At 73.4% G+C, this 18573-nt stretch carries 15 protein-coding genes; 13 read left to right on the top strand and 2 right to left on the bottom strand.

What is annotated here, in order from left to right; genetic code table 11:
• Window positions 1-92: 92 nt before the first annotated feature.
• The 3 genes from ACFC09_RS32175 to ACFC09_RS32185 all read left to right on the top strand — a co-directional run bounded on the left by ACFC09_RS32175 (window position 93) and on the right by ACFC09_RS32185 (window position 4187).
• Window positions 93-1658 carry a hypothetical protein gene (locus ACFC09_RS32175; protein WP_376534006.1) on the top strand — a complete coding sequence of 522 codons (1566 nt, stop codon included), beginning with the start codon at window positions 93-95 and terminating at the stop codon, window positions 1656-1658.
• A gap of 300 nt (window positions 1659-1958) precedes the next feature.
• On the top strand, window positions 1959-3029 hold the full coding sequence (locus tag ACFC09_RS32180) for an ATP-dependent DNA ligase (protein WP_376534008.1): 1071 nt from the start codon (window positions 1959-1961) through the stop codon (window positions 3027-3029).
• A 123-nt stretch (window positions 3030-3152) separates the two neighbouring features.
• Entirely contained in the window at window positions 3153-4187 is a 1035-nt protein-coding gene (locus ACFC09_RS32185; RefSeq protein WP_376534046.1) for a DUF3048 domain-containing protein, read from the top strand.
• A 2-nt stretch (window positions 4188-4189) separates the two neighbouring features.
• On the opposite strand, the gene ACFC09_RS32190 is transcribed toward ACFC09_RS32185, so the two are convergent.
• The gene (locus ACFC09_RS32190) at window positions 4190-4654 is read right to left on the bottom strand and encodes a MarR family winged helix-turn-helix transcriptional regulator (RefSeq protein ID WP_376534010.1); all 465 of its coding nucleotides are present in this window, start codon (window positions 4652-4654) and stop codon (window positions 4190-4192) included.
• Window positions 4655-4860: 206 nt separating this feature from the next.
• Between ACFC09_RS32190 and ACFC09_RS32195 the strand changes: the two genes are divergently transcribed.
• The 7 genes from ACFC09_RS32195 to pcaD all read left to right on the top strand — a co-directional run bounded on the left by ACFC09_RS32195 (window position 4861) and on the right by pcaD (window position 11480).
• Window positions 4861-5616: a CoA transferase subunit A gene (locus tag ACFC09_RS32195; RefSeq protein ID WP_376534012.1), complete on the top strand. Its 756-nt coding sequence runs from the start codon at window positions 4861-4863 to the stop codon at window positions 5614-5616.
• Complete coding sequence (locus ACFC09_RS32200) at window positions 5616-6263, top strand: CoA transferase subunit B (protein WP_376534014.1); 648 nt, start codon at window positions 5616-5618, stop codon at window positions 6261-6263. The genes ACFC09_RS32195 and ACFC09_RS32200 overlap by 1 nt, the downstream gene beginning before the upstream one ends.
• A complete protein-coding gene (locus tag ACFC09_RS32205) occupies window positions 6260-7462 on the top strand; it encodes a thiolase family protein (protein WP_376534016.1) in 1203 nt (400 codons plus the stop codon). Before ACFC09_RS32200 ends, ACFC09_RS32205 begins: the two co-directional genes overlap by 4 nt.
• Before the next feature lie 128 nt (window positions 7463-7590).
• Window positions 7591-8364 (top strand): protocatechuate 3,4-dioxygenase subunit beta, encoded by a 774-nt coding sequence (gene pcaH, locus ACFC09_RS32210; protein WP_376534018.1) that lies wholly within the window; start codon window positions 7591-7593, stop codon window positions 8362-8364.
• A 4-nt stretch (window positions 8365-8368) separates the two neighbouring features.
• On the top strand, window positions 8369-8974 hold the full coding sequence (pcaG, locus tag ACFC09_RS32215) for a protocatechuate 3,4-dioxygenase subunit alpha (protein WP_376534020.1): 606 nt from the start codon (window positions 8369-8371) through the stop codon (window positions 8972-8974).
• The gene (gene pcaB / locus ACFC09_RS32220; RefSeq protein ID WP_376534022.1) at window positions 8971-10329 is read left to right on the top strand and encodes a 3-carboxy-cis,cis-muconate cycloisomerase; all 1359 of its coding nucleotides are present in this window, start codon (window positions 8971-8973) and stop codon (window positions 10327-10329) included. Before pcaG ends, pcaB begins: the two co-directional genes overlap by 4 nt.
• A complete protein-coding gene (gene pcaD, locus ACFC09_RS32225) occupies window positions 10326-11480 on the top strand; it encodes a 3-oxoadipate enol-lactonase (RefSeq protein WP_376534024.1) in 1155 nt (384 codons plus the stop codon). Before pcaB ends, pcaD begins: the two co-directional genes overlap by 4 nt.
• Before the next feature lie 327 nt (window positions 11481-11807).
• On the opposite strand, the gene ACFC09_RS32230 is transcribed toward pcaD, so the two are convergent.
• Complete coding sequence (locus tag ACFC09_RS32230; RefSeq protein WP_376534026.1) at window positions 11808-14489, bottom strand: AAA family ATPase; 2682 nt, start codon at window positions 14487-14489, stop codon at window positions 11808-11810.
• Between the two features lie 179 nt (window positions 14490-14668).
• Here ACFC09_RS32230 and ACFC09_RS32235 point away from each other — a divergent pair, with 179 nt between their 5' ends.
• From ACFC09_RS32235 to ACFC09_RS32245, 3 genes are all read left to right on the top strand, one after another.
• Window positions 14669-15979, top strand: a complete 1311-nt coding sequence (locus tag ACFC09_RS32235; protein ID WP_376534028.1) for an MFS transporter — start codon at window positions 14669-14671, stop codon at window positions 15977-15979.
• A gap of 29 nt (window positions 15980-16008) precedes the next feature.
• Window positions 16009-17169 carry an anhydro-N-acetylmuramic acid kinase gene (locus tag ACFC09_RS32240; RefSeq protein ID WP_376534048.1) on the top strand — a complete coding sequence of 387 codons (1161 nt, stop codon included), beginning with the start codon at window positions 16009-16011 and terminating at the stop codon, window positions 17167-17169.
• Between the two features lie 216 nt (window positions 17170-17385).
• Window positions 17386-18492, top strand: a complete 1107-nt coding sequence (locus ACFC09_RS32245) for a DUF2510 domain-containing protein (RefSeq protein WP_376534030.1) — start codon at window positions 17386-17388, stop codon at window positions 18490-18492.
• The last annotated feature ends 81 nt before the right edge of the window (window positions 18493-18573 follow it).

Consider the following 18573-nt stretch of genomic DNA (forward strand, 5'->3'; position numbering starts at 1 on the left):
CCGCTTCAACGCCACCCGTAGAACCTCGCCCGGGGACGGCAAACCCCGACGGGGCAGTTGCTTAGACCGAGCGCGCTCAACGAGGAGTGCACATGTCTGGTTCCACGTTCTCGACCATGCTGAAGACCTCAGCCGGCTACATCGACATCGCGGCCAACGCGCACGGCGAGGAGAAAGCGTTCCTCGCGCTCCAGGCACTCAAGCGGGTACGCGACGACAACCCGCATCTGGTCGAGGTCGGGCCCGGCGGCGGATCGGCCGTCGCCTACCTGGCTTCACAGCTCGCCTCAGATGGACACCACAGCAGTGGCGCCCACCTCACGCTGGTCGAGGTACCAGGCGTGGCGTCGGGCTCGCTCGTCCAGGCCATGGACGAGTTCAACCGCGCGGGCGGCAACTGCCGGCTGGTCACGGGCTTCGCCCAGGACATCGGGACCCTGCTCAGCGAACCTGTCGACGTCATCAGCGCGTCCGCCCTGCTGCACGAGGTCTACTCCTACGGCGGCGGCTACAACGGCCTGCACGCGATGATCCGTACCCTGCCCACCGTGTTACGGCCTCACGGCATGTTCGCCTACCGCGACGTATACGCCGTCAAGGCATCCTCGCTGCACGACCGTTCGCTTCAGACCTACACCTCACGGTCCTGGATCAAGTTCCTGCGAATGTTCGTCCCGCAGTACCTGCACGAGGGCACCCACCCGTACCACTCCGCGGCCGACCACATCGTCTGCCGGCACAACTCCCGGATCGTCCCGGCCGACCAGCTCGACGAGCACACGGCCGTGGTCGTCACCGCACCCGTCGGCATCTTCCGGGAAGTCCAGCGGCACTACATCACCCTGCGCGACCACGTCTGGCGATCGGGTGTCCTCGGCTTCACACCGCACCTGGAGGGCCCCCTGGCAGGAGACTGGATCGACGCGAAGCACGGCCACAAACGGGTCCACTACGCCCTGACAGACACCGACTGGTTACCGGCTTCCCAGAAATCCACGCTGCTCGCCCTCAGCGAGCGCTACCTGGACCACTACACCGTGGACGGGGACATCTTCGACGAGTGCACCGACATCGCCCTGAACGCGTTCCTGTCTCTCGCCGAGCAGGACGGCGGGGAGTGCGGCCAGGTCTGGCAGAGTTGGGTCACCCGGGAAGGACGCGAGACATACGCCTACATGACCCTCGACGGGCTGCTGGCCGCCGTCGCCGTCCACTCCACCGAGGCAGCACAGGACGAGCGGACCGTCCTGATGCCCGTGCGGGTGACGGACGTCCTGCGCCGTGACCGCGCCTACTACAACCGGTACCTGCGGCGCGCGCTCCCCAACCCCTTGCGGGACGCCAAGCAGATGGTGCTGTTCTCGAACGTCCCCGCCACCGACTCCCGCGCGCTCGGAGAGGGGATGCACTGCCTCACCCGGGCGTCACGGTCACCATCGACGAGGTCGCCGGCGTCGGTGTCTTCGTCGAGACGGAGGTCATCAGCGTGGATGCCGACGCCGCGACGGCGGCCGTCGAGCAGACGGAGAAGGAACTCCGGGTCGCCGACTTGCCCACAGTGGATCTCCCCTACCGCGACCTCGTGCTCCGGAACGCACGGAGGGTCTGAGCCCTTCTCGACGTCGCACGTACCCGGAGGCGGCGGGCCCGCGGTGTAATCTCCCGCTCCGTCGGCGGACCGCAAACCGTTGGCGGGGCGGGTCTCCGCACCGGAAGTCGCATATGCCAAGTCTTCTGGAACTGTTGTTCGATATCGTCCGGCATCAGACACGTCGGCCCCGACTGGCGGAGGACCGGAAACCTCAACCAGCCGGGGCCGCGTCGTACCCGCATCCGACGCCGTCTCACACCGCTCTCACGGCCTCCGTGCGAGACAGCCTCCGCACCCCCTCCCGCATGGACACAGTGGACGCCACAGACGATGGGCGGACACCGAAAACGGCCCATAGAGTCGGAGCATGGACCTGCCGGTCATGCCGCCCGTGAAGCCGATGCTCGCCAAGTCGGTGGCGAAGATCCCGCCGGACATGCACTACGAGGCGAAGTGGGACGGCTTTCGCGCCATCGTGTTCCGCGACGGCCCCGAGGTCGAACTCGGCAGCCGCACCGGAAAGCCGCTGACCAGGTACTTTCCCGAGCTGGTCGGGGCGCTCAAGGAGCGGGTGCCCGAGCGGTGCGTGCTGGACGGGGAGATCGTGATCGCCCTGAACGGGCGGCTGGACTTCGACGCGCTGACCGAGCGGATCCACCCGGCCGACTCCCGGGTGCGCACGCTGGCCGAGCGGACGCCCGCCTCGTTCGTCGCCTTCGATCTGCTGGCGCTGGCCGACGAATCGCTGCTGGACGTGGCGCTGACGGACCGGCGGGCGCTGCTCGTGCGGGCGTTGTCCGGCGCGAGCGCACCGGTGCACGTGGCACCGGCGACGACGGACATCGACGTGGCGCGGCGGTGGTTCGAGCAGTACGAGGGAGCGGGTCTGGACGGTGTCGTCGCCAAGCCCCCGGCCGGACGCTACCGGCAGGACGAGCGGGCGATGTTCAAGATCAAGCACGAGCGCACGGCGGACGTGGTGGTGGCCGGCTACCGCTTCCACAAGAGCGGCCCGGTGGTCGGCTCCCTGCTGCTGGGGCTCTACGACGACCGCGGCACGCTCCAGCACGTCGGGGTGTCCGCCGCGTTCCCGATGAAGCGGCGCGCGGAACTGGTCGAGGAGTTGGAGCCGCTGCGGCTCGCGGACGTCTCCGGGCATCCGTGGGCGGCGTGGTCCGAGGAGTCCGCGCACGAGTCGGCCCGGCTACCCGGGGCGCCGAGCCGCTGGTCGGGCAAGAAGGACCTGTCCTGGGTGCCGTTGCGGCCGGAGCGGGTGGCGGAGGTGGCGTACGACCACATGGAGCACGGGGCCCGCTTCCGGCACACGGCCCGCTTCCGCCGCTGGCGGCCGGACCGCACTCCCGAGAGCTGCACCTACGCCCAGTTGGAGGAGCCGGTCGGCTACGACCTCGCGGAGATCCTCGGGCCGCGGGACTGACTCCCAGGGCTGAACCGTACGGCCGGTGGCTGGGCCGAACGGCCCAGTCGGCGCGCGGAACCGGCAGCCGTCGGGTAGGGCCGTCGATGAACCGATGAACGGACTATCGACGGCTTGGACGGGATGGCGACGGTGGGCATGGGGCAGCGGGCGCGCGGTGGGCGCGCGACAACGGCGGGCGTACTGGCCGCCACCATCACGGCGGCCCTCCTGGCGGGCTGTACGACAGGGCACCGCCCGGTGGACGACGGCCGCGGCACGGAGCACCGCCCGCCTCCGCCGCCGAGCGCCACGCCCGACGCCGGACCCGTCTCCCCGCCCGACGCGGCCCGCTCCGCGACCGGCCCGGTGCTGGCGGTGAAGATCGACAACGTGGGCGCGGCCCGCCCGCAGGCCGGCCTGGACGCGGCGGACGTGGTGTACGCGGAACCGGTCGAGGGCGGGCTGAGCCGGCTGCTGGCGGTGTACGCGTCCGCGCTGCCCGAGGTGGTGGGGCCGGTGCGCAGTGCCCGCGAGTCCGATCTGGAGCTGCTGCGCCAGTTCGACCGGCCGGTGCTCGCCTTCTCCGGGGCGCAGCGCAAGCTGCTGCCGCTGATCGGCCGGGCGCCGCTGCGGCCGGCGGCGCCCGACGACGCGTCCGGGGCGTACTACCGCGGCGCCGGCCGGACGGCGCCGCACAACCTCTATGTACGCCCGCGCCTGCTGCTGTCCGCACCCCCCGGCGCGGCGGCCCTGACCACCGGTTTCCACTACGGCACCGCGCCCTTTGGCGGCCGGGCCGAGTCCGCCCGCACCGTGCGCTACCCGTCGGCCCGGTTCACCTTCACCTGGTCCCCGGACCGGAAGCGCTGGCTGGTCGCCATGGACGGCACGCCCACCCGGACGGCCGACGGGGAGTGGGTGGCTCCCGCCACGGTCGTCGTGCAGTACGTGAAGGTGCGCGCGTCCGCCTACCGCGACGTGCTCGGGAGCAACACGCCCTACACGGAGACGGTGGGCTCGGGGACGGCGGAGGTGCTGCGCGACGGCCGGACGTACGGCGGCTTCTGGACGCGGCGGGCCGCAAGCGGCGGCACCGAGTTCACCACGGCGGAGGGGGCGCCGCTGAACTTCGCCGAGGGGCAGGTATGGGTGGTGTACGCACCGGCCGCCGGTTGAGCTCAGGGCCGGCCGACGAGGGGTTCCGCGGGGTTCCGCAGTCCCTCGGCCGCGTCCGCGACGCGGCCGATCAGGTCGAAGAACAGGTCCTGTTCCGCCGTGGAGAGCGGGGCCAGGAAGACCTGGTTCATCCGGGCGGTGCGCACGGTCAGCTTGCGGTGGGTGCGCAGGCCGTCGTCCGTGAGCCGGAGCAGGAACCGCCGGCCGTCCTGCGGGTCGCGCACCTTGTCCAGCAGGCCCCGGCGGCCGAGCCGGCTGATCACCTCGGCGACGGTGGACCGGTCGAGGCCCACCCGCTCCCCCACGGTGCGCTGGTCCAGGCCGGGCTCGGCGACGAGCGCGTTCAGGACCGCGAACTGCGGCGAGGTGATCTCCTCCGAGACCATCGTGTTCCACAGCAGGTAGTGCGCCTGCTGGAGCCGCCGGGCCAGGTGCCCGGGGTGGCTGCCGAGGTCCACCGCGGCCATGTGCGCTCCCCTGGTCGAATTAGTCGGTGCACTGAACGATACCTGGCATCCAGCCAGGTGTCTGCCGAGGCGATTCACATCATCCGAGGTCTTGACGGTCAAGCTGCTCGGTGGCAGCGTGATGAGCACCTCACTAAATAGTCAGTGCCCTGATTAATTTGCGGTTCTCCGCCGCCGGGGCGTTCGGAAGAGATGAGGCTTCACGGATGGACAAAGTGGTCGCCACCGCCCTGGAGGCGGTGGCGGACGTGCCGGACGGCGCGTCACTGGCGGTGGGCGGCTTCGGACTGAGCGGTGTGCCGAACGTGCTGATCGAGGCGCTGCACGAGCGCGGCGTGTCCGGTCTGGCGGTGGTGTCGAACAACTGCGGGGCGATGGAGTCCGGGCTCGCGGTGCTGCTGGCGGCCGGACGGATCGCCCGGGTGACCGGTTCCTACATCGGTGCGAACAAGGAGTTCGCGCGGCAGTACCTGGCCGGGGAGCTGGAGGTCGAGCTGATACCGCAGGGCACGCTGGCGGAGCGGCTGCGGGCGGGCGGCTCCGGGATTCCCGCGTTCTACACGCCGGCCGGGGTGGGCACGCAGGTCGCCGAGGGCGGGCTGCCATGGCGCTACGACGGCTCCGGCGGTGTCGCGGTGGCCTCGCCGGCCAAGGAGGTGCGGGACTTCGACGGCGCGGAGTACGTGCTGGAGCGGGGTATCCGCACGGACTTCGCGCTGGTGCGGGCGGCGCGCGGCGACCGGCACGGGAACCTGGTGTTCAACAAGTCGAGCCGCAACTTCAACCCGCTGGCGGCGATGGCGGGCCGGGTGACGGTGGCCGAGGTGGAGGAACTGGTGGAGCCGGGCGGGATCGACCCGGACGCGGTGCACCTGCCCGGCGTCTTCGTGCAGCGGGTGGTGGCGCTGACGCCCGCTCAGGCGGCGGACAAGCAGATCGAGCAGCGGACGGTGAGGTCCTGATGGCGTGGGATCGCGAGGAGATGGCTGCCAGGGCGGCCCGGGAACTCACGGACGGGCAGTACGTCAATCTCGGGATCGGCCTGCCGACGCTGATCCCGAACCATCTGCCGCCGGGGGTGGAGGTGGTGCTGGAGTCGGAGAACGGCATCCTGGGCACCGGCCCCTATCCGGCCGAGGACGAGGTCGACCCGGATCTGATCAACGCAGGCAAGGAGACCGTGACGGTGCTGCCCGGCGCGTCCTTCTTCGACTCGGCGCTGTCGTTCTCCATGATCCGCGGTGGACACATCGACGTGGCGGTGCTGGGCGCCATGCAGGTCTCGCAGCGGGGTGATCTGGCGAACTGGTCGGTGCCGGGCAAGCTGATCACCGGCATCGGCGGGGCGATGGACCTGGTGCACGGGGCCCGCAGGGTCATCGCGGTGATGACCCACACCACTAAGGACGGCGCCCCGAAGATCCTGCCGGAGTGCACCCTGCCGCTGACCGGCAAGGCGTGCGTGAACCGGATCATCACCGACCTCGGCGTCCTCGACGTCACCGCCGGCGGCCTGGTGCTCGTCGAGACCGCGCCCGGCGTCGCCGCCGCCGAGATCACCGCCAGGACCGGTGCCGAGGTGCACATCCCCGAGGAGGCCCGGCCATGACGGACGTGTATGTCGTCGATGCCGTACGCACCCCGTTCGGCCGCTACAACGGCTCTCTCGCCCAGGTGCGCCCGGACGACCTGGCCGCCCACGCGGTGCGTGAACTCCTGGCCCGGTCCCCGCGGCTGGACCCCGCCCTGATCGAGGACGTCTACTTCGGCAACGCCAACGGGGCCGGCGAGGAGAACCGCAACGTCGGCCGCATGGCCGCGCTGCTGGCCGGGCTGCCGACCTCCGTGCCGGGCGTGACCGTCAACCGGCTGTGCGCCTCCGGCCTGGAGGCCGTGATCCAGGCGGCCCGCGCCATCGCCTGCGGCGACGCGCACATCGCGCTGGCGGGCGGGGTCGAGTCCATGACCCGTGCCCCCTACGTCCTGCCCAAGAGCGACCGGCCGTTCCCGGCGGCGCACACGGAGCTGTACTCGACCACCCTGGGCTGGCGCATGGTCAACCCGCGGATGAACCCCGAGTGGACCGTCCCGCTCGGCGAGTCCGCCGAACTCATCGCGGACAGGCACGGCATCAGCCGCACACAGCAGGACGAGTTCGCGCTGGGCAGCCACCGCAAGGCGGCAGCGGCCCAGGAGGCGGGCCTGTTCGACGCCGAACTCGCGCCCGTGACCGTCCCGCGGCGCAAGGGCGACCCGGTCGTCGTCGCCGCCGACGAATGCGTACGTCCGGACGCTTCCGGCACCGCGATGGCCAAGCTCAAGCCGTCCTTCCGGACCGAGGCGGGGACGGTGACCGCGGGCAACGCCTCACCGTTGAACGACGGCGCCGCGGCCCTGCTGCTGACCGACGAGGTGGGCCTGAAGGCCACCGGCCGCGAGCCGCTGGCCCGCGTCTCGGCGACCGGCGTCTCCGCGCTCGACCCGCAGTATTTCGGGCTCGCCCCGGTCGAGGCCGTGCACCGCGCGCTCGCCAGGGCCGGCCGCGGATTCGCCGACCTGTCGGTGCTTGAGCTGAACGAGGCGTTCGCCGCCCAGGTCCTCGGCTGTCTCGCCGAATGGCCCGAGTTCGACCCGGCGATCCTCAACCCGCGGGGCGGAGCCATCGCGCTCGGCCATCCGCTCGGCGCCTCCGGTGCCCGGCTCGCCGGGACCGTCGCCCACCAGCTCGCCCGGCGCGGCTCCGGCACCGGCGTGGCCACCCTCTGCATCGGTGTGGGCCAGGGTCTCGCCCTCGTGCTCGAACGGTAGCGCCGCGCCGCTCGTGCCGGATGACAGCTGCGGGCCGTCGGTGGCCGGTACGCAGTTCCCCGCGCCCCCGAGGGACGCGGCACCGCCCCCAGTTCGACGAGACCGTCCGGATTGCCAGGAAGCGACCAATGACTCTCACTCAGCAGGACATCGATCAGGAGATCGCGGCGAAGCACGCCGCGTACCAGAAGGGGATCGCCGAGGGCGCTCCCGTGGAGCACCACCCGCGCCGCGACTACGCCCCCTACCGCTCCTCCACGCTGCGCCACCCCGCGCAGCCACTCGTCCCCGTCGACGTACGGCAGGACCCGGAACTGGTGGAGCTGTGCTCCCCCGCCTTCGGGGAACGCGACATCACCGAGACCGACAACGACCTCACCCGGCAGCACGCCGGCGAGCCGATCGGGGAGCGCATCACCGTCTCCGGCCGCGTCCTCGACCGTGACGGCCGTCCGGTGCGCGGTCAGCTCATCGAGATATGGCAGGCCAACTCGGCGGGCCGCTACGCCCACCAGCGCGAGCAGCACGACGCCCCGCTCGACCCCAACTTCACCGGCGTCGGCCGCGCCCTCACCGACACCGGGGGCCACTACCGGTTCACCACCGTCCAGCCGGGGCCGTACCCCTGGCGCAACCACGTCAACGCGTGGCGCCCCGCGCACATCCACTTCTCGATGTTCGGCACGGCGTTCACCCAGCGGCTGGTGACGCAGATGTACTTCCCGAACGACCCGCTGTTCCCCTACGACCCGATCCTGCAGTCCGTGACCGACGACGCGGCCCGGCAACGGCTGATCGCGACGTACGACCACAGTCTGTCGGTACCGGAGTTCTCCCTGGGCTACCACTGGGACATCGTGCTCGACGGCCCGCACGCCACCTGGATCGAAGAAGGACGCTGACCCCATGACCAAGATCGACACGGACCGCCCCGAGAGCGTGCTGCCCACCCCCTCGCACACGGTCGGCCCGTTCTACGGCTACGCGCTGCCCTTCGCCGGGGGCAACGACATCGCGCCGCTGGGCCACCCGGACACGATCACCCTCCAGGGGCACGTGTACGACGGCGCGGGCGACCCGCTGCCGGACGCGCTCGTGGAGCTGTGGGGCGCGGACCCCGACGGCCGGGTGCCGCAGGTCGACGGTTCGATCCGGCGCGACGCGTCGACCGGCGGCCACCTGGGCCGCAACGGCGTGGAGTTCACCGGGTGGGGGCGGATCCAGACCGACGCGGGCGGGCACTGGTACGCCCGCACGCTGCGGCCCGGCGCCCGTGGGCGGAACGCCCCCTACCTGAGCGTGTGCGTCTTCGCACGCGGGCTGCTGGTGCACCTGTTCACCCGGATCTATCTGCCCGAAGACGACGCCGCGCTCGCCGCGGACCCGTTGCTCGCCCGGATCGACCCGGCACGGCGCGGCACCCTGATCGCCGCCGCCGAGGGCCGCGGCACGTACCGGTTCGACATCCGCCTCCAGGGCGAGGGCGAGACGGTCTTCCTGGAGTACCGGTGACATCCGAACCCTCCGGGCGCACGTCGCCGCCGGCCGACGGCGACCTCGGCCTGCTCGCCCCCGGGTGGACCGGCTCCCCCGCCGCGGCGGCGACGAGCGACACCGCGTATCTGCGGGCGCTGCTCGACGCGGAGGCCGCGCTGACCCGGGCCCAGGCCGCGCTGGGGCTCGTCCCGGCCGGGGCCGCGCGGGCGGTGACCGAGGCGGCCGGGAGGGCCCGCTTCGACGTCCGCTCGCCGGCCGGTCGTGCCCGGGGCGGCGGGAACCCGGTGATCCCGCTGGTCGCCGACCTGACCGCGGCGGTCGGCGCGGAGTACGGGCCGTACGTCCACCGGGGCGCCACCAGCCAGGACATCATGGACACGGCGACGATGCTGGTCGCCGTACGCACCCTGGATCCGGTGCTGGCCGACCTCGCTCGGACGGAGCGGGCGCTGGCCGGGCTGGCCGCCGAGTACCGCGACACACCGATGCCGGGGCGCACGCTGACCCAGCACGCCGTGCCGACCACGTTCGGGCTGAAAGCGGCGGGCTGGCGCTCGCTGGTGCTCGACGCCCGGGACCGCTGCGCCCTGGTCCGCGCCTCGCTGCCCGCGCAACTCGGCGGCGCGGCCGGGACCCTGGCCGCCTTCGGCGCGTACGGCGCGCCCGACGCGCTCGCCCTGCCGGCCGCGTACGCCCGGGAACTCGGGCTCGCCGAGCCGCCGCTGCCCTGGCACACCCTGCGTACCCCGGTGGCCGACCTGGCCGGCTGCCTGGCCTTCACCGCGGGTGCGCTCGGCAAACTCGCCGCGGACGTGCTCACCCTCTCCCGTACCGAGATCGGCGAGGTCGGCGAGGGCAGCGGCGGCGGGTCGTCGGCCATGCCGCACAAGGCGAACCCGGTGCGGTCCACGCTGCTCGCCGCGGCGGCCCGGCGCGCCCCGCAACTCGCCGCGACGCTGTACGGGTCACTCGTCGCCGAGGACGAGCGGCCCGCCGGTGCCTGGCACGCCGAGTGGGAGCCGCTGCGCGACCTGCTCCGGCTGGTGGGCGGCGCGGCCCGCGACGCGGCGGAGCTGACGGAAGGGCTGCGGGTGCACCCGGACGCGATGCGCCGCAACCTGGACCTGACCGGGGGGCTGATCGTCTCGGAGCGGCTGTCGGCCGAGCTGGCGCCGGTGCTCGGCCGCGCCCGTGCCAAGGAACTGCTGACCGATCTCGCCCGCCGCGCCCACGCCGAGAGGCGTGACCTGTGCGCGCTCCTCGCCGAGGAACCCGACCTGCGGGGCGTCGACCTCGACGACCTCACCGATCCCGCCCGTTACACCGGCTCCGCCGGAGCCCTCACCGACCGTGCCCTGGAGCGACGTTGACCGGGAACCTCCTCAATCACCGTGCCGAAGGCCCCGCCTCGGCACCGCCGCTGCTGCTCGGCCCCTCGCTCGGCACCTCGTACGCCCTGTGGGACGAGGTCGCCCCCGAGTTGTCGATCACCCACCGGGTGGTCCGCTGGGACCTGCCGGGACACGGCGGTTCGGCGGCCGACCTGATCGGGCCGGGGGCCACCGTGGGCGACCTGGCCGCTCTGGTGCTCGCGCTCGCCGACTCCCTCGGCGTCGAACGGTTCGCCTACGCGGGTGTGTCGCTCGGCGGCGCGGTGGGGCTGCACCTCGCCGTGCACCACCCCGAGCGGCTGGCGTCGCTGGCCGTGATCTGTTCCTCCGCCCACTTCAACGGCGCCGGCCCCTGGCGGGAGCGGGCCGCGCGGGTGCGCCGGGAGGGGCTTCAGTGGCTGGTGGAGACCGCCGACTCGCGCTGGTTCACACCCGGATTCACCGTGCCGCGGCTCGTCCGGGACCACCGGGAGGCCGACCCCGGTGCCTATGCCGCCTGCTGCGACGCGCTGGCCGCGTTCGACCTGCGTGACCGGCTCGCCGAGATTCCCGTACGGACGCTGCTGGTCGCGGGCCGGGAGGACCCCGCCACCCCGCCCGCCCATCTCCGTGAGATCGCGGACGCGGTGCCCGGCGCCGCGCTCGTCGAGATCCCCGGGGCCTCGCATCTGGCGCCCGCCCAGTGCCCGCGGGCCGTGCTGACGGCGCTGCGCGCGCACCTGGGTGCGGGGGGAGGCGGCGCCCTGCCGGGCATGGCGGTGCGCCGGGAGGTGCTGGGCGACGCGCACGTCGACCGGGCGCAGGCCCGGCAGACCCCGTTCACGGCCCGCTTCCAGGACTTCATCTCCCGCTACGCCTGGGGCGAGATCTGGACCGATCCGACGCTCTCGCGCCGCGAGCGCAGCATGATCACGCTGACCGCGCTGGTCGCGCACGGCCACTACGACGAGCTGGCGATGCATGTGCGGGCGGCCCGGCGCAATGGGCTCACGCCCGAGGAGATCGGCGCGGTGCTGTTGCAGACGGCGGTGTACTGCGGTGTGCCGGCGGCCAACTCGGCGTTCGCTGTCGCGCAGAGGGTGCTTGCGGAGGAGGGGACGGGGGTGGCGGGGACTGTCGGTGGCGAGTGACGTGCGCTGCGCGGGGAGGTGGGGAAGCGGCGGGGCGGCGGGGCGGGGCGGGTGGCTGCGACGCCGTCGGGGACGGGCGCGCAGTTCCCCGCGCCCCTGACAGGGGCGTTGGCGCCACCGGAGACAACAGCCCGCCCCCAGCTGAGAACAGGCAGCACAGGCCGTCGCATCACTGCGGCGCCGTCGGAGGCGGGCGCGCAGTTCCCCGTGCCCCTGGCGGGCGCGTGCCGGGAGTGTGTACGGGGCCGAGGTGCGCGATCGGGTCGTGGCGGTCGCCGAGCCGCGTGGTCATGGTGCGAGCCGACCGGGCGGCAGCGGCCGGTCCGGTCAGTTCGGCCCGCTCGCCGTCCGCAGGGCTTCCTCGGCTCGTGTCACCAGTCCGTCCGCGCCGCAGGAACGGGCCAACGTCAGAGCCCGGTCGAGTTCGGCGGCCGACCGGGCCGCGATGCCGTACTCGACGCGGGCCGCCGCGTGCTCGTACTGGCAGGGCGACGCCTCCAGGTACGCCACGGCCTGGGCGGCGAGGCGCACCGCGCGCTGCCCGGTCTCCAGGGCCGCCGCACAGCGCAGGGCCTCGCCGATCGCCGTGTCGGTGCCGAACCGCTCGGCCTGCCTGCGGGCGTCACCGGCCAGTTGGGCGGCCCGCACCGGATCCGTCGCGGCGAGCGCCCTGGCCAGGTCGACGGCCCAGGGCGCGAGCACCGGATTGTGGCCGCCGCGGGACGCGGCGGTCTTCTCGGCGGCCTCCAGTTCGTTGACGCCCTCCTCGGTGCGGCCCACGGCGAGCAGCAGCCGCCCGCGGACGGAGCGGGGGTCGGGCAGCACGATGGTCGACGGATACGGCGGTGCGAAACCGTACTGCTCGACGACCGCCCACGCCTCCTCGACCCGGCCGCGCGCCAACAGGGTGTCGACGAGTCCGCACGTCGCCGACCAGTACAGGGGCAGCCTGCGACCGACCCGCTCGGCCAGCCGCAGCGAGTCGCGCAGGATGGTCTCCGCGTCCTTCAGCCGGCCCTGCCTGCGGTAGGCGAGACCGAGGAAGGCGTTCGCCAGGGAGAGGTGGCCGCCGCTCCAGCGCGCGGTCGTGTAGGCGCGCAGTGCCTCGGCGAACAGGCTCTCGGCACGGTCGAGACGGTCGGCGTAGGCGTACGAACTGCCCAGCATCATCAGCAGTTCCATGCCCCACTCGGTGTCCGTCCAGCCGAGGCCCGGCGCGAGCCGCCCGTTGACCAGGGCGCGGTCGCACAGCTCGACGACCTCCTCGGCGCCCTCGCCGTGCGTCATCGCGTCGAATCCGCGCAGGATCAGCAGGGCCCGTTCGGAGTTGTCGCGGCCGGTGCAGGTCCGCGCGAGGTCGGCGAGGCGCTGGGAGCGGCCCGCCGAGACGGTCTCGCCGTGGATGCCCTCCCACATGAAGTGCACGGCTTGCAGCCGCAGTCGTGCGGGTCCGGGTGGGAGCCGTGCCGCCTCCGCCTCGACGGTGCGCACGGCCTCTTCCAACTGGTCGTTGTGCATCAGCGCCTGGGACAGCCGGAAGACGGCGTCGACCCGGGTGGCGCCGTCGAGTCCGGGCATGCCGAGGGCGCTCTGGAGATGGTCGATGGTGGTGGCGGGCGCCGTCAGCAGGGTGGCGCAGCCCAGTTCGTAGAGCACGCGCGCGTGGACCTCGGGCAGCGGCGGCTCCAGCAGGGCACGCTCCAGACAGCGGCGGGCCGCGTCGGGCGCGCCGACGGCGAGATGTTCGCGGGCGGCCTCGCGCAGCTGCTCGACGAGTTCCTCGTCGTCGTCCGGATGCACCTGGAGGAGGTGCCGGGAGGCCGCGGCGACACCGCGCCCGGAGTCCGTGACGACCTGGGCGGCGATGCCGTGCATGGCGGTGCACAGCGCCTCCGGGATGGAGTTGTACACGGCGGAGGCGATCAGCGGATGGACGAACTCCAGGTCCCCGGCGTCCGGGCGGGCCTGTGCCTGGTCCGGCTGGGTGAGGATGCGGGCGTTGCGCAGCAGATCGGCGCAGCGCTCGGCCCTCTCGACGCTCATGGTGGCGAGCTGGGCGACGAGGTCCACGGTGATGCCGGTGCCGAGGACGGCGGCGGCCCAGGCGAACCGGGTGGCGTCGATGCCGAGGGACTCCAGCCGGGCGACGAGTCCGCCGCCGCGGGCGGCGCGGTTGAGCGGGCGCAGTTCGCCGGCGTGCGCCTCGACCGGGTCGAGTTCGCTGTCCTGGACCTTGGCGAGGAGTTCGACCGTCTCGTAGGGGTTGCCGCCGGTGACCGCCCAGACCTCGCGGCAGAACGGGGCGTCCGCGTGCGGGCCGAGGGTGGCGCGGGTCAACCCGGCCGTGGCCTGCGGGGTGAGGGCGCTGAGGCTGTTCATGGGACAGCCCGCCGCGGCGGCGACCGCGTCGAGATGGCGGGCGCTCTCGCCGCTCACCTCGCCGGGCCTGCGGGCCACCACGACCAGCACGGAGAGGTCGGGCAGGCGCTGCGCGAAGGCGGCCAGCCAGCGCAGGGTCTCCTGATCGGCCCAGTGGGCGTCGTCGACCAGCAGCACCAGCGGCCACTCCCGCTCGGCGAGCCTGCTGACCGCGGCGACGAGTCCGTCGCACACGTGCTGCGGGTCGGCGTGTCCGTCCCCCGGGTCCGCTATACCGAGGGCGGGGCCCGCGATGTCGTACCAGTCGCCGAGGTATTCGCGGGCTTCCTCGGGCATCAGCGACACCAGCGCGGGCTGCAACAACTGCCGCACCACGTTGAACGGGACGGATCGCAGTGTCTCGCCGCCGCGGGTGGACCACACCGTGCAGCCGCGCCGCTCGGCGATGCGCCGGGTCTCGGCCAGCAGAGCGGTCTTGCCGAGCCCCGCCTCGCCGAGGAACACCAGCAGGTCGCCCGCGGAGGACCGGTCGGTGCACAGGGCGTCGAGCGCCTGCGTGACGGCGGCGATCTCCGCGTCGCGCTCCCACAGGGAAGCCGAGGCGGCCCCACCGGGCCGTACCTCCGTCATCCCGTAACCTCCCCAAGTCGCCCGAACGACGTACGGACCCCGAGCGTAGCCGTCGGGCGCGCCCCATGGTGGCTGGTCCGGGCAGCTGTTGCCGGGTCGGGTGAACCGGGAGGCGGTGGGACGACGTCCCGGGCCGCGACCGAGGTTTGCGCGGCGCCCGCGCGGTCAACAGCCCAGGAGTGAAGCAGACTTTCCGCGAGCGCGAGACGGGCTGGGACCGGCCGGGTGTGCGGGCCGTGTACGCGGGCTCGGTGGGCAACTTCATCGAGTGGTACGAGTTCGGTGTCTACGGCTATTTCGCCACCGTCATCGCCGCGCGGTTCTTCACGCCGGAGGGCGGCAGCGAGGCCGAGGCCCTGGTGCAGACGTACGCGTCCTTCGCCCTGGCGTTCTTCTTCCGGCCCGTCGGCGCGGCCGTGTTCGGGCGGCTCGGCGACCGGATCGGCCGACGGCCGGTGCTGGTCCTGGTCGTCTCGCTGATGACGGGCGCGACGGCGCTGATCGGGCTGCTGCCGACGTACGCGTCGGTCGGCGCCGCGGCGCCGTGGCTGCTGACGTTCCTGAGGGTGGTCCAGGGTCTTTCGGCGGGCGGGGAGTTCGGTGGCGCGGTGGCGTTGATGACGGAGTTCGCACCGCCCGGACGCCGCGGGCTGTACGGGGCGTGGCAGTCCTTCACGGTGGCGCTGGGGCTGCTGGGCGGCGCCGGCGTCGCCGCGGTCACGGCCACCGTGCTGACGGAGGCTCAGGTGCAGGCGTGGGGCTGGCGGTTGCCGTTCCTGCTGGCGGCGCCGCTGGGACTGCTGGCGCTGTGGCTGCGGTTGCGGCTGGACGAGACGCCGTCCTTCCGCCGGGAGCGGGAGTCGGCGGCCGCGGCCGTGCGTCCGTCCGGACGGGAGGTGGCGCGGGCGATCGCGCTGGGCGCGGGACGGATCATGGGCTGGTCGGCGGCCGGCTACACCTTCCTCGTCGTCCTGCCGTCGTATCTCCAGAGCACCCTCGACGCGAGCTTCCAGCAGGCGCTGATCGCCACGGTCCTCGCCAACCTCGGGTTCGCGGTGACCATCCTCCCGGCCGGACTGCTCAGCGACCGGATCGGACGGCGGCCGGTGATGCTGGCCGGCGCGCTGCTGGTCGTGGTCCTCGCGCTGCCGCTGCTCCACCTGCTCCAGGACACCGGCGCCTCAGGTGCGCGGCAGGGCGCCGCGGTGTTCTGCGCGGGTGCCGTGGTGGGGCTGATGGCGGGACCGGCTCCGGCGATGCTGGCGGAGATGTTCCCGACCGCCGTCCGCCACACCGGTCTGGGCCTCGCGTACGCCCTGTCCAACGCCGTCTTCTCCGGCTGCGCGGGCCTCGTCATCACCAAGGCGGTCGAGCGCACCGGGAACGCGGACGTGCCCGCGTACTACGCGGCCGCGACCTGCGCGGTGAGCGTGCTCGCCCTGGCGGCCGCGCCGAGGGTGGGCAGGGCCGCGGAACGGGAGGCGGGGTGACCGGGGATCCGTCCGGGGTGTCCGGCCCGATGCGGGTGATCGGGCTGATGTCCGGGACGTCGTACGACGCCATCGACGCGGCGGCGGCCGAGCTGCGGCTCGTCGGGGACGCGCTGGTTCTGCGGCCGCTCGGGATGGTCAGCGAGGCGTACGACGCGCAGCTGCGCGCGGCGCTCGCGGCGGCGCTGCCTCCTGGCGTGGTGCCGCTGGCCGACGTGTGCCGGCTCGACACCCGGATCGGGCAGGCGTTCGCGGCGGCGGCCGTGCGGGCCGACCGTGACCTGTGCGCCGGGCGGGCGGAGTTGGTCGCCTCGCACGGGCAGACCGTCTATCACTGGGTGAGGGACGGAACGGTGCACGGGACCTTGCAGCTCGGGCAGCCCGCCTGGATCGCGGAGGCGACCGGCCTGCCCGTGGTGGCCGACTTCCGGCCGCGGGACATCGCCGCGGGCGGGCAGGGGGCGCCGCTGGTGAGCCTGGTGGATCTGCTGTGGCTACGGGGCCGGCCGGGTACGCCGGTCGCGCTCAACCTCGGCGGGATCGCCAACCTCACGGCCCCCGACGGCACGGCCTTCGACACCGGTCCCGGCTGTGCGCTGATCGACGCCGCCGCCCGGGAATTCAGCGGTGGCCGGCTGGAGCACGACGCCGACGGACGGCTCGCCGCACGCGGACAGGTCCACGAGGCGCTGCTGGAAAGGCTGCTGGCCGAACCGTACTACCGGCTGCCCGCACCGAAGACGACCGGCAAGGAACTCTTCCATCCCGGGTATCTGCGCGCGGCGCTGGCCGGGACGGGGAAGCCACCGGCCGAGGACGTGATCGCGACGCTCACCGTGCTGACCGCCCGTACGGTCGCGGACGCGGTCCGCGCGGTCGGCGCGACGGAGGTGCTCGCGTCCGGCGGGGGCACCCGCAATCCGGTGCTGATGAGGATGCTCGCGGACCGGCTGCCGGGCGTGGCGCTGCGCCGCTCCGACGACCTCGGGCTGCCGGCGGACGCGAAGGAGGCGTACGCGTTCGCCGTGCTGGGATTCCTCACCGCGCACGGCCTCCCGGGCACCGCCCCGTCGAGCACGGGCGCCCGGCATGCCAGCGTCCTCGGTTCGGTGACCCCGGGCAGGGACGGCCTCAGGCTGCCACCGCCGGTGACGGGCGGTGGACCCGGGCGGCTCGTGATCGAGCGCTGAGCGCTCCGCCGCACGTGCCGCGAGGCGCTGTCGCTTGTCCGCGGCACCGTCCGCGGCGGTCGCGCCCTGCGGGTCGGCGGGCGACGTGTCCGTCCCGGGCCCCGCCCGGATCGGGCGCCCCGGCACGGACGGCTCGTGATGTGTTCCCGGGCTTCGTGCCGAACCTGACCGGTCCCCTCTCATCCCCCTTTCACAGATGCCTCATACGGTAGGGGCATGACGCAGGTGACTCCTCCCGGGTGGTACCCCGATCCCGGGCAGACGAATGAGGGTCCGCCCACCGAGCGCTGGTGGGACGGCAAGGCATGGACGGACCAGACCCGCCCCGCCGGTTCGGCCGCATGGGGTCCCCCGACGCAGACGCCGCCCGCCGGGCCCTACCCGCCCCAGCAGCCCGGCGAGCCCGACGGATCCCCGCAGCCGGGCGAGGCTTACGGATCCCAGCAGCCCGGCGGGCCCTACGGGCCGTATCCGCCGTATCCCGCCCAGCCGCCGGCCGCTCCCCGGCGTGGACTGCGCACCGGGATCGCGGTCGGCGTGGCGGCGGCGGTGCTCGCGTGCATCGGGGTCGGTGTCTACGCGCTGTCCGACAGCGGTTCCGGCGGCGGCGACCAGGCCGGCTCCCAGCGGGGGCCCGGGTTCCAGGGCGGGCAGGGCGGCTCCGAGGGGCAGAACGGCGGGCAGGGCGGCCAGGGCGGTCCCTTCGGCGGTTCGGGCGGCGGTTCGGGCGGCGGTTCGGGTGGCTTCGGCGAACAGTCGCCGGCGCCGGACCAGTCCGGGGCCCCCGAGGTCAAGGGCGGCGGCACGGTGTCGGACCCGCTGAACGGCATCAGCATGCCCGTGCCGGACGGCTGGACCGGGCAGGCGTTCAGCGCCGGCGCGCAACTGACCTCCGACCACTCCTACAACTGCCCCGGCGACACCTCGCAGAAGTGCACCGACGGCGGTGCCTACTCGGCGCCCGCGGTGGCCCTCGGCACCAAGGGGAGCACGGCGGAGGAGGTCGCCAAGGCGGACATCGAGGCCAACGCCGAGGAGTCGTACGGGGGCAAGACGTACGGCAGCATCACCTCGCACGAGGTGCTGGCCTCGAAGGCGGTCACCGTGGCCGGGCAGCAGGGCTACCTGGTCCGCTGGAAGGCCGTCACCAGCAAGGGATCCGACGGCTACGTCGAATCGCTCGCCTTCCCCTCGCCCGCCAACGCCCAGCAGATGGTGGTGGTCCGCTTCGGCGTCGACGTCGGCCAGAAGGTCACGGTCATCGACGAGATCACCCAGGGCATCAAGGTGTCGTCGGGCGGCGGCGACGGGCAGAACGTCTGATCCGGCCGCGGCCGGACCAGCGGACGGAGCACCCGCGTGGACGATCGGCCGGGTGGGGCGCCTCTTCGCTCAGGAGGCGCC

This window comes from Streptomyces sp. NPDC056161, assembly GCF_042268025.1.
GTDB lineage: Bacteria > Actinomycetota > Actinomycetes > Streptomycetales > Streptomycetaceae > Streptomyces.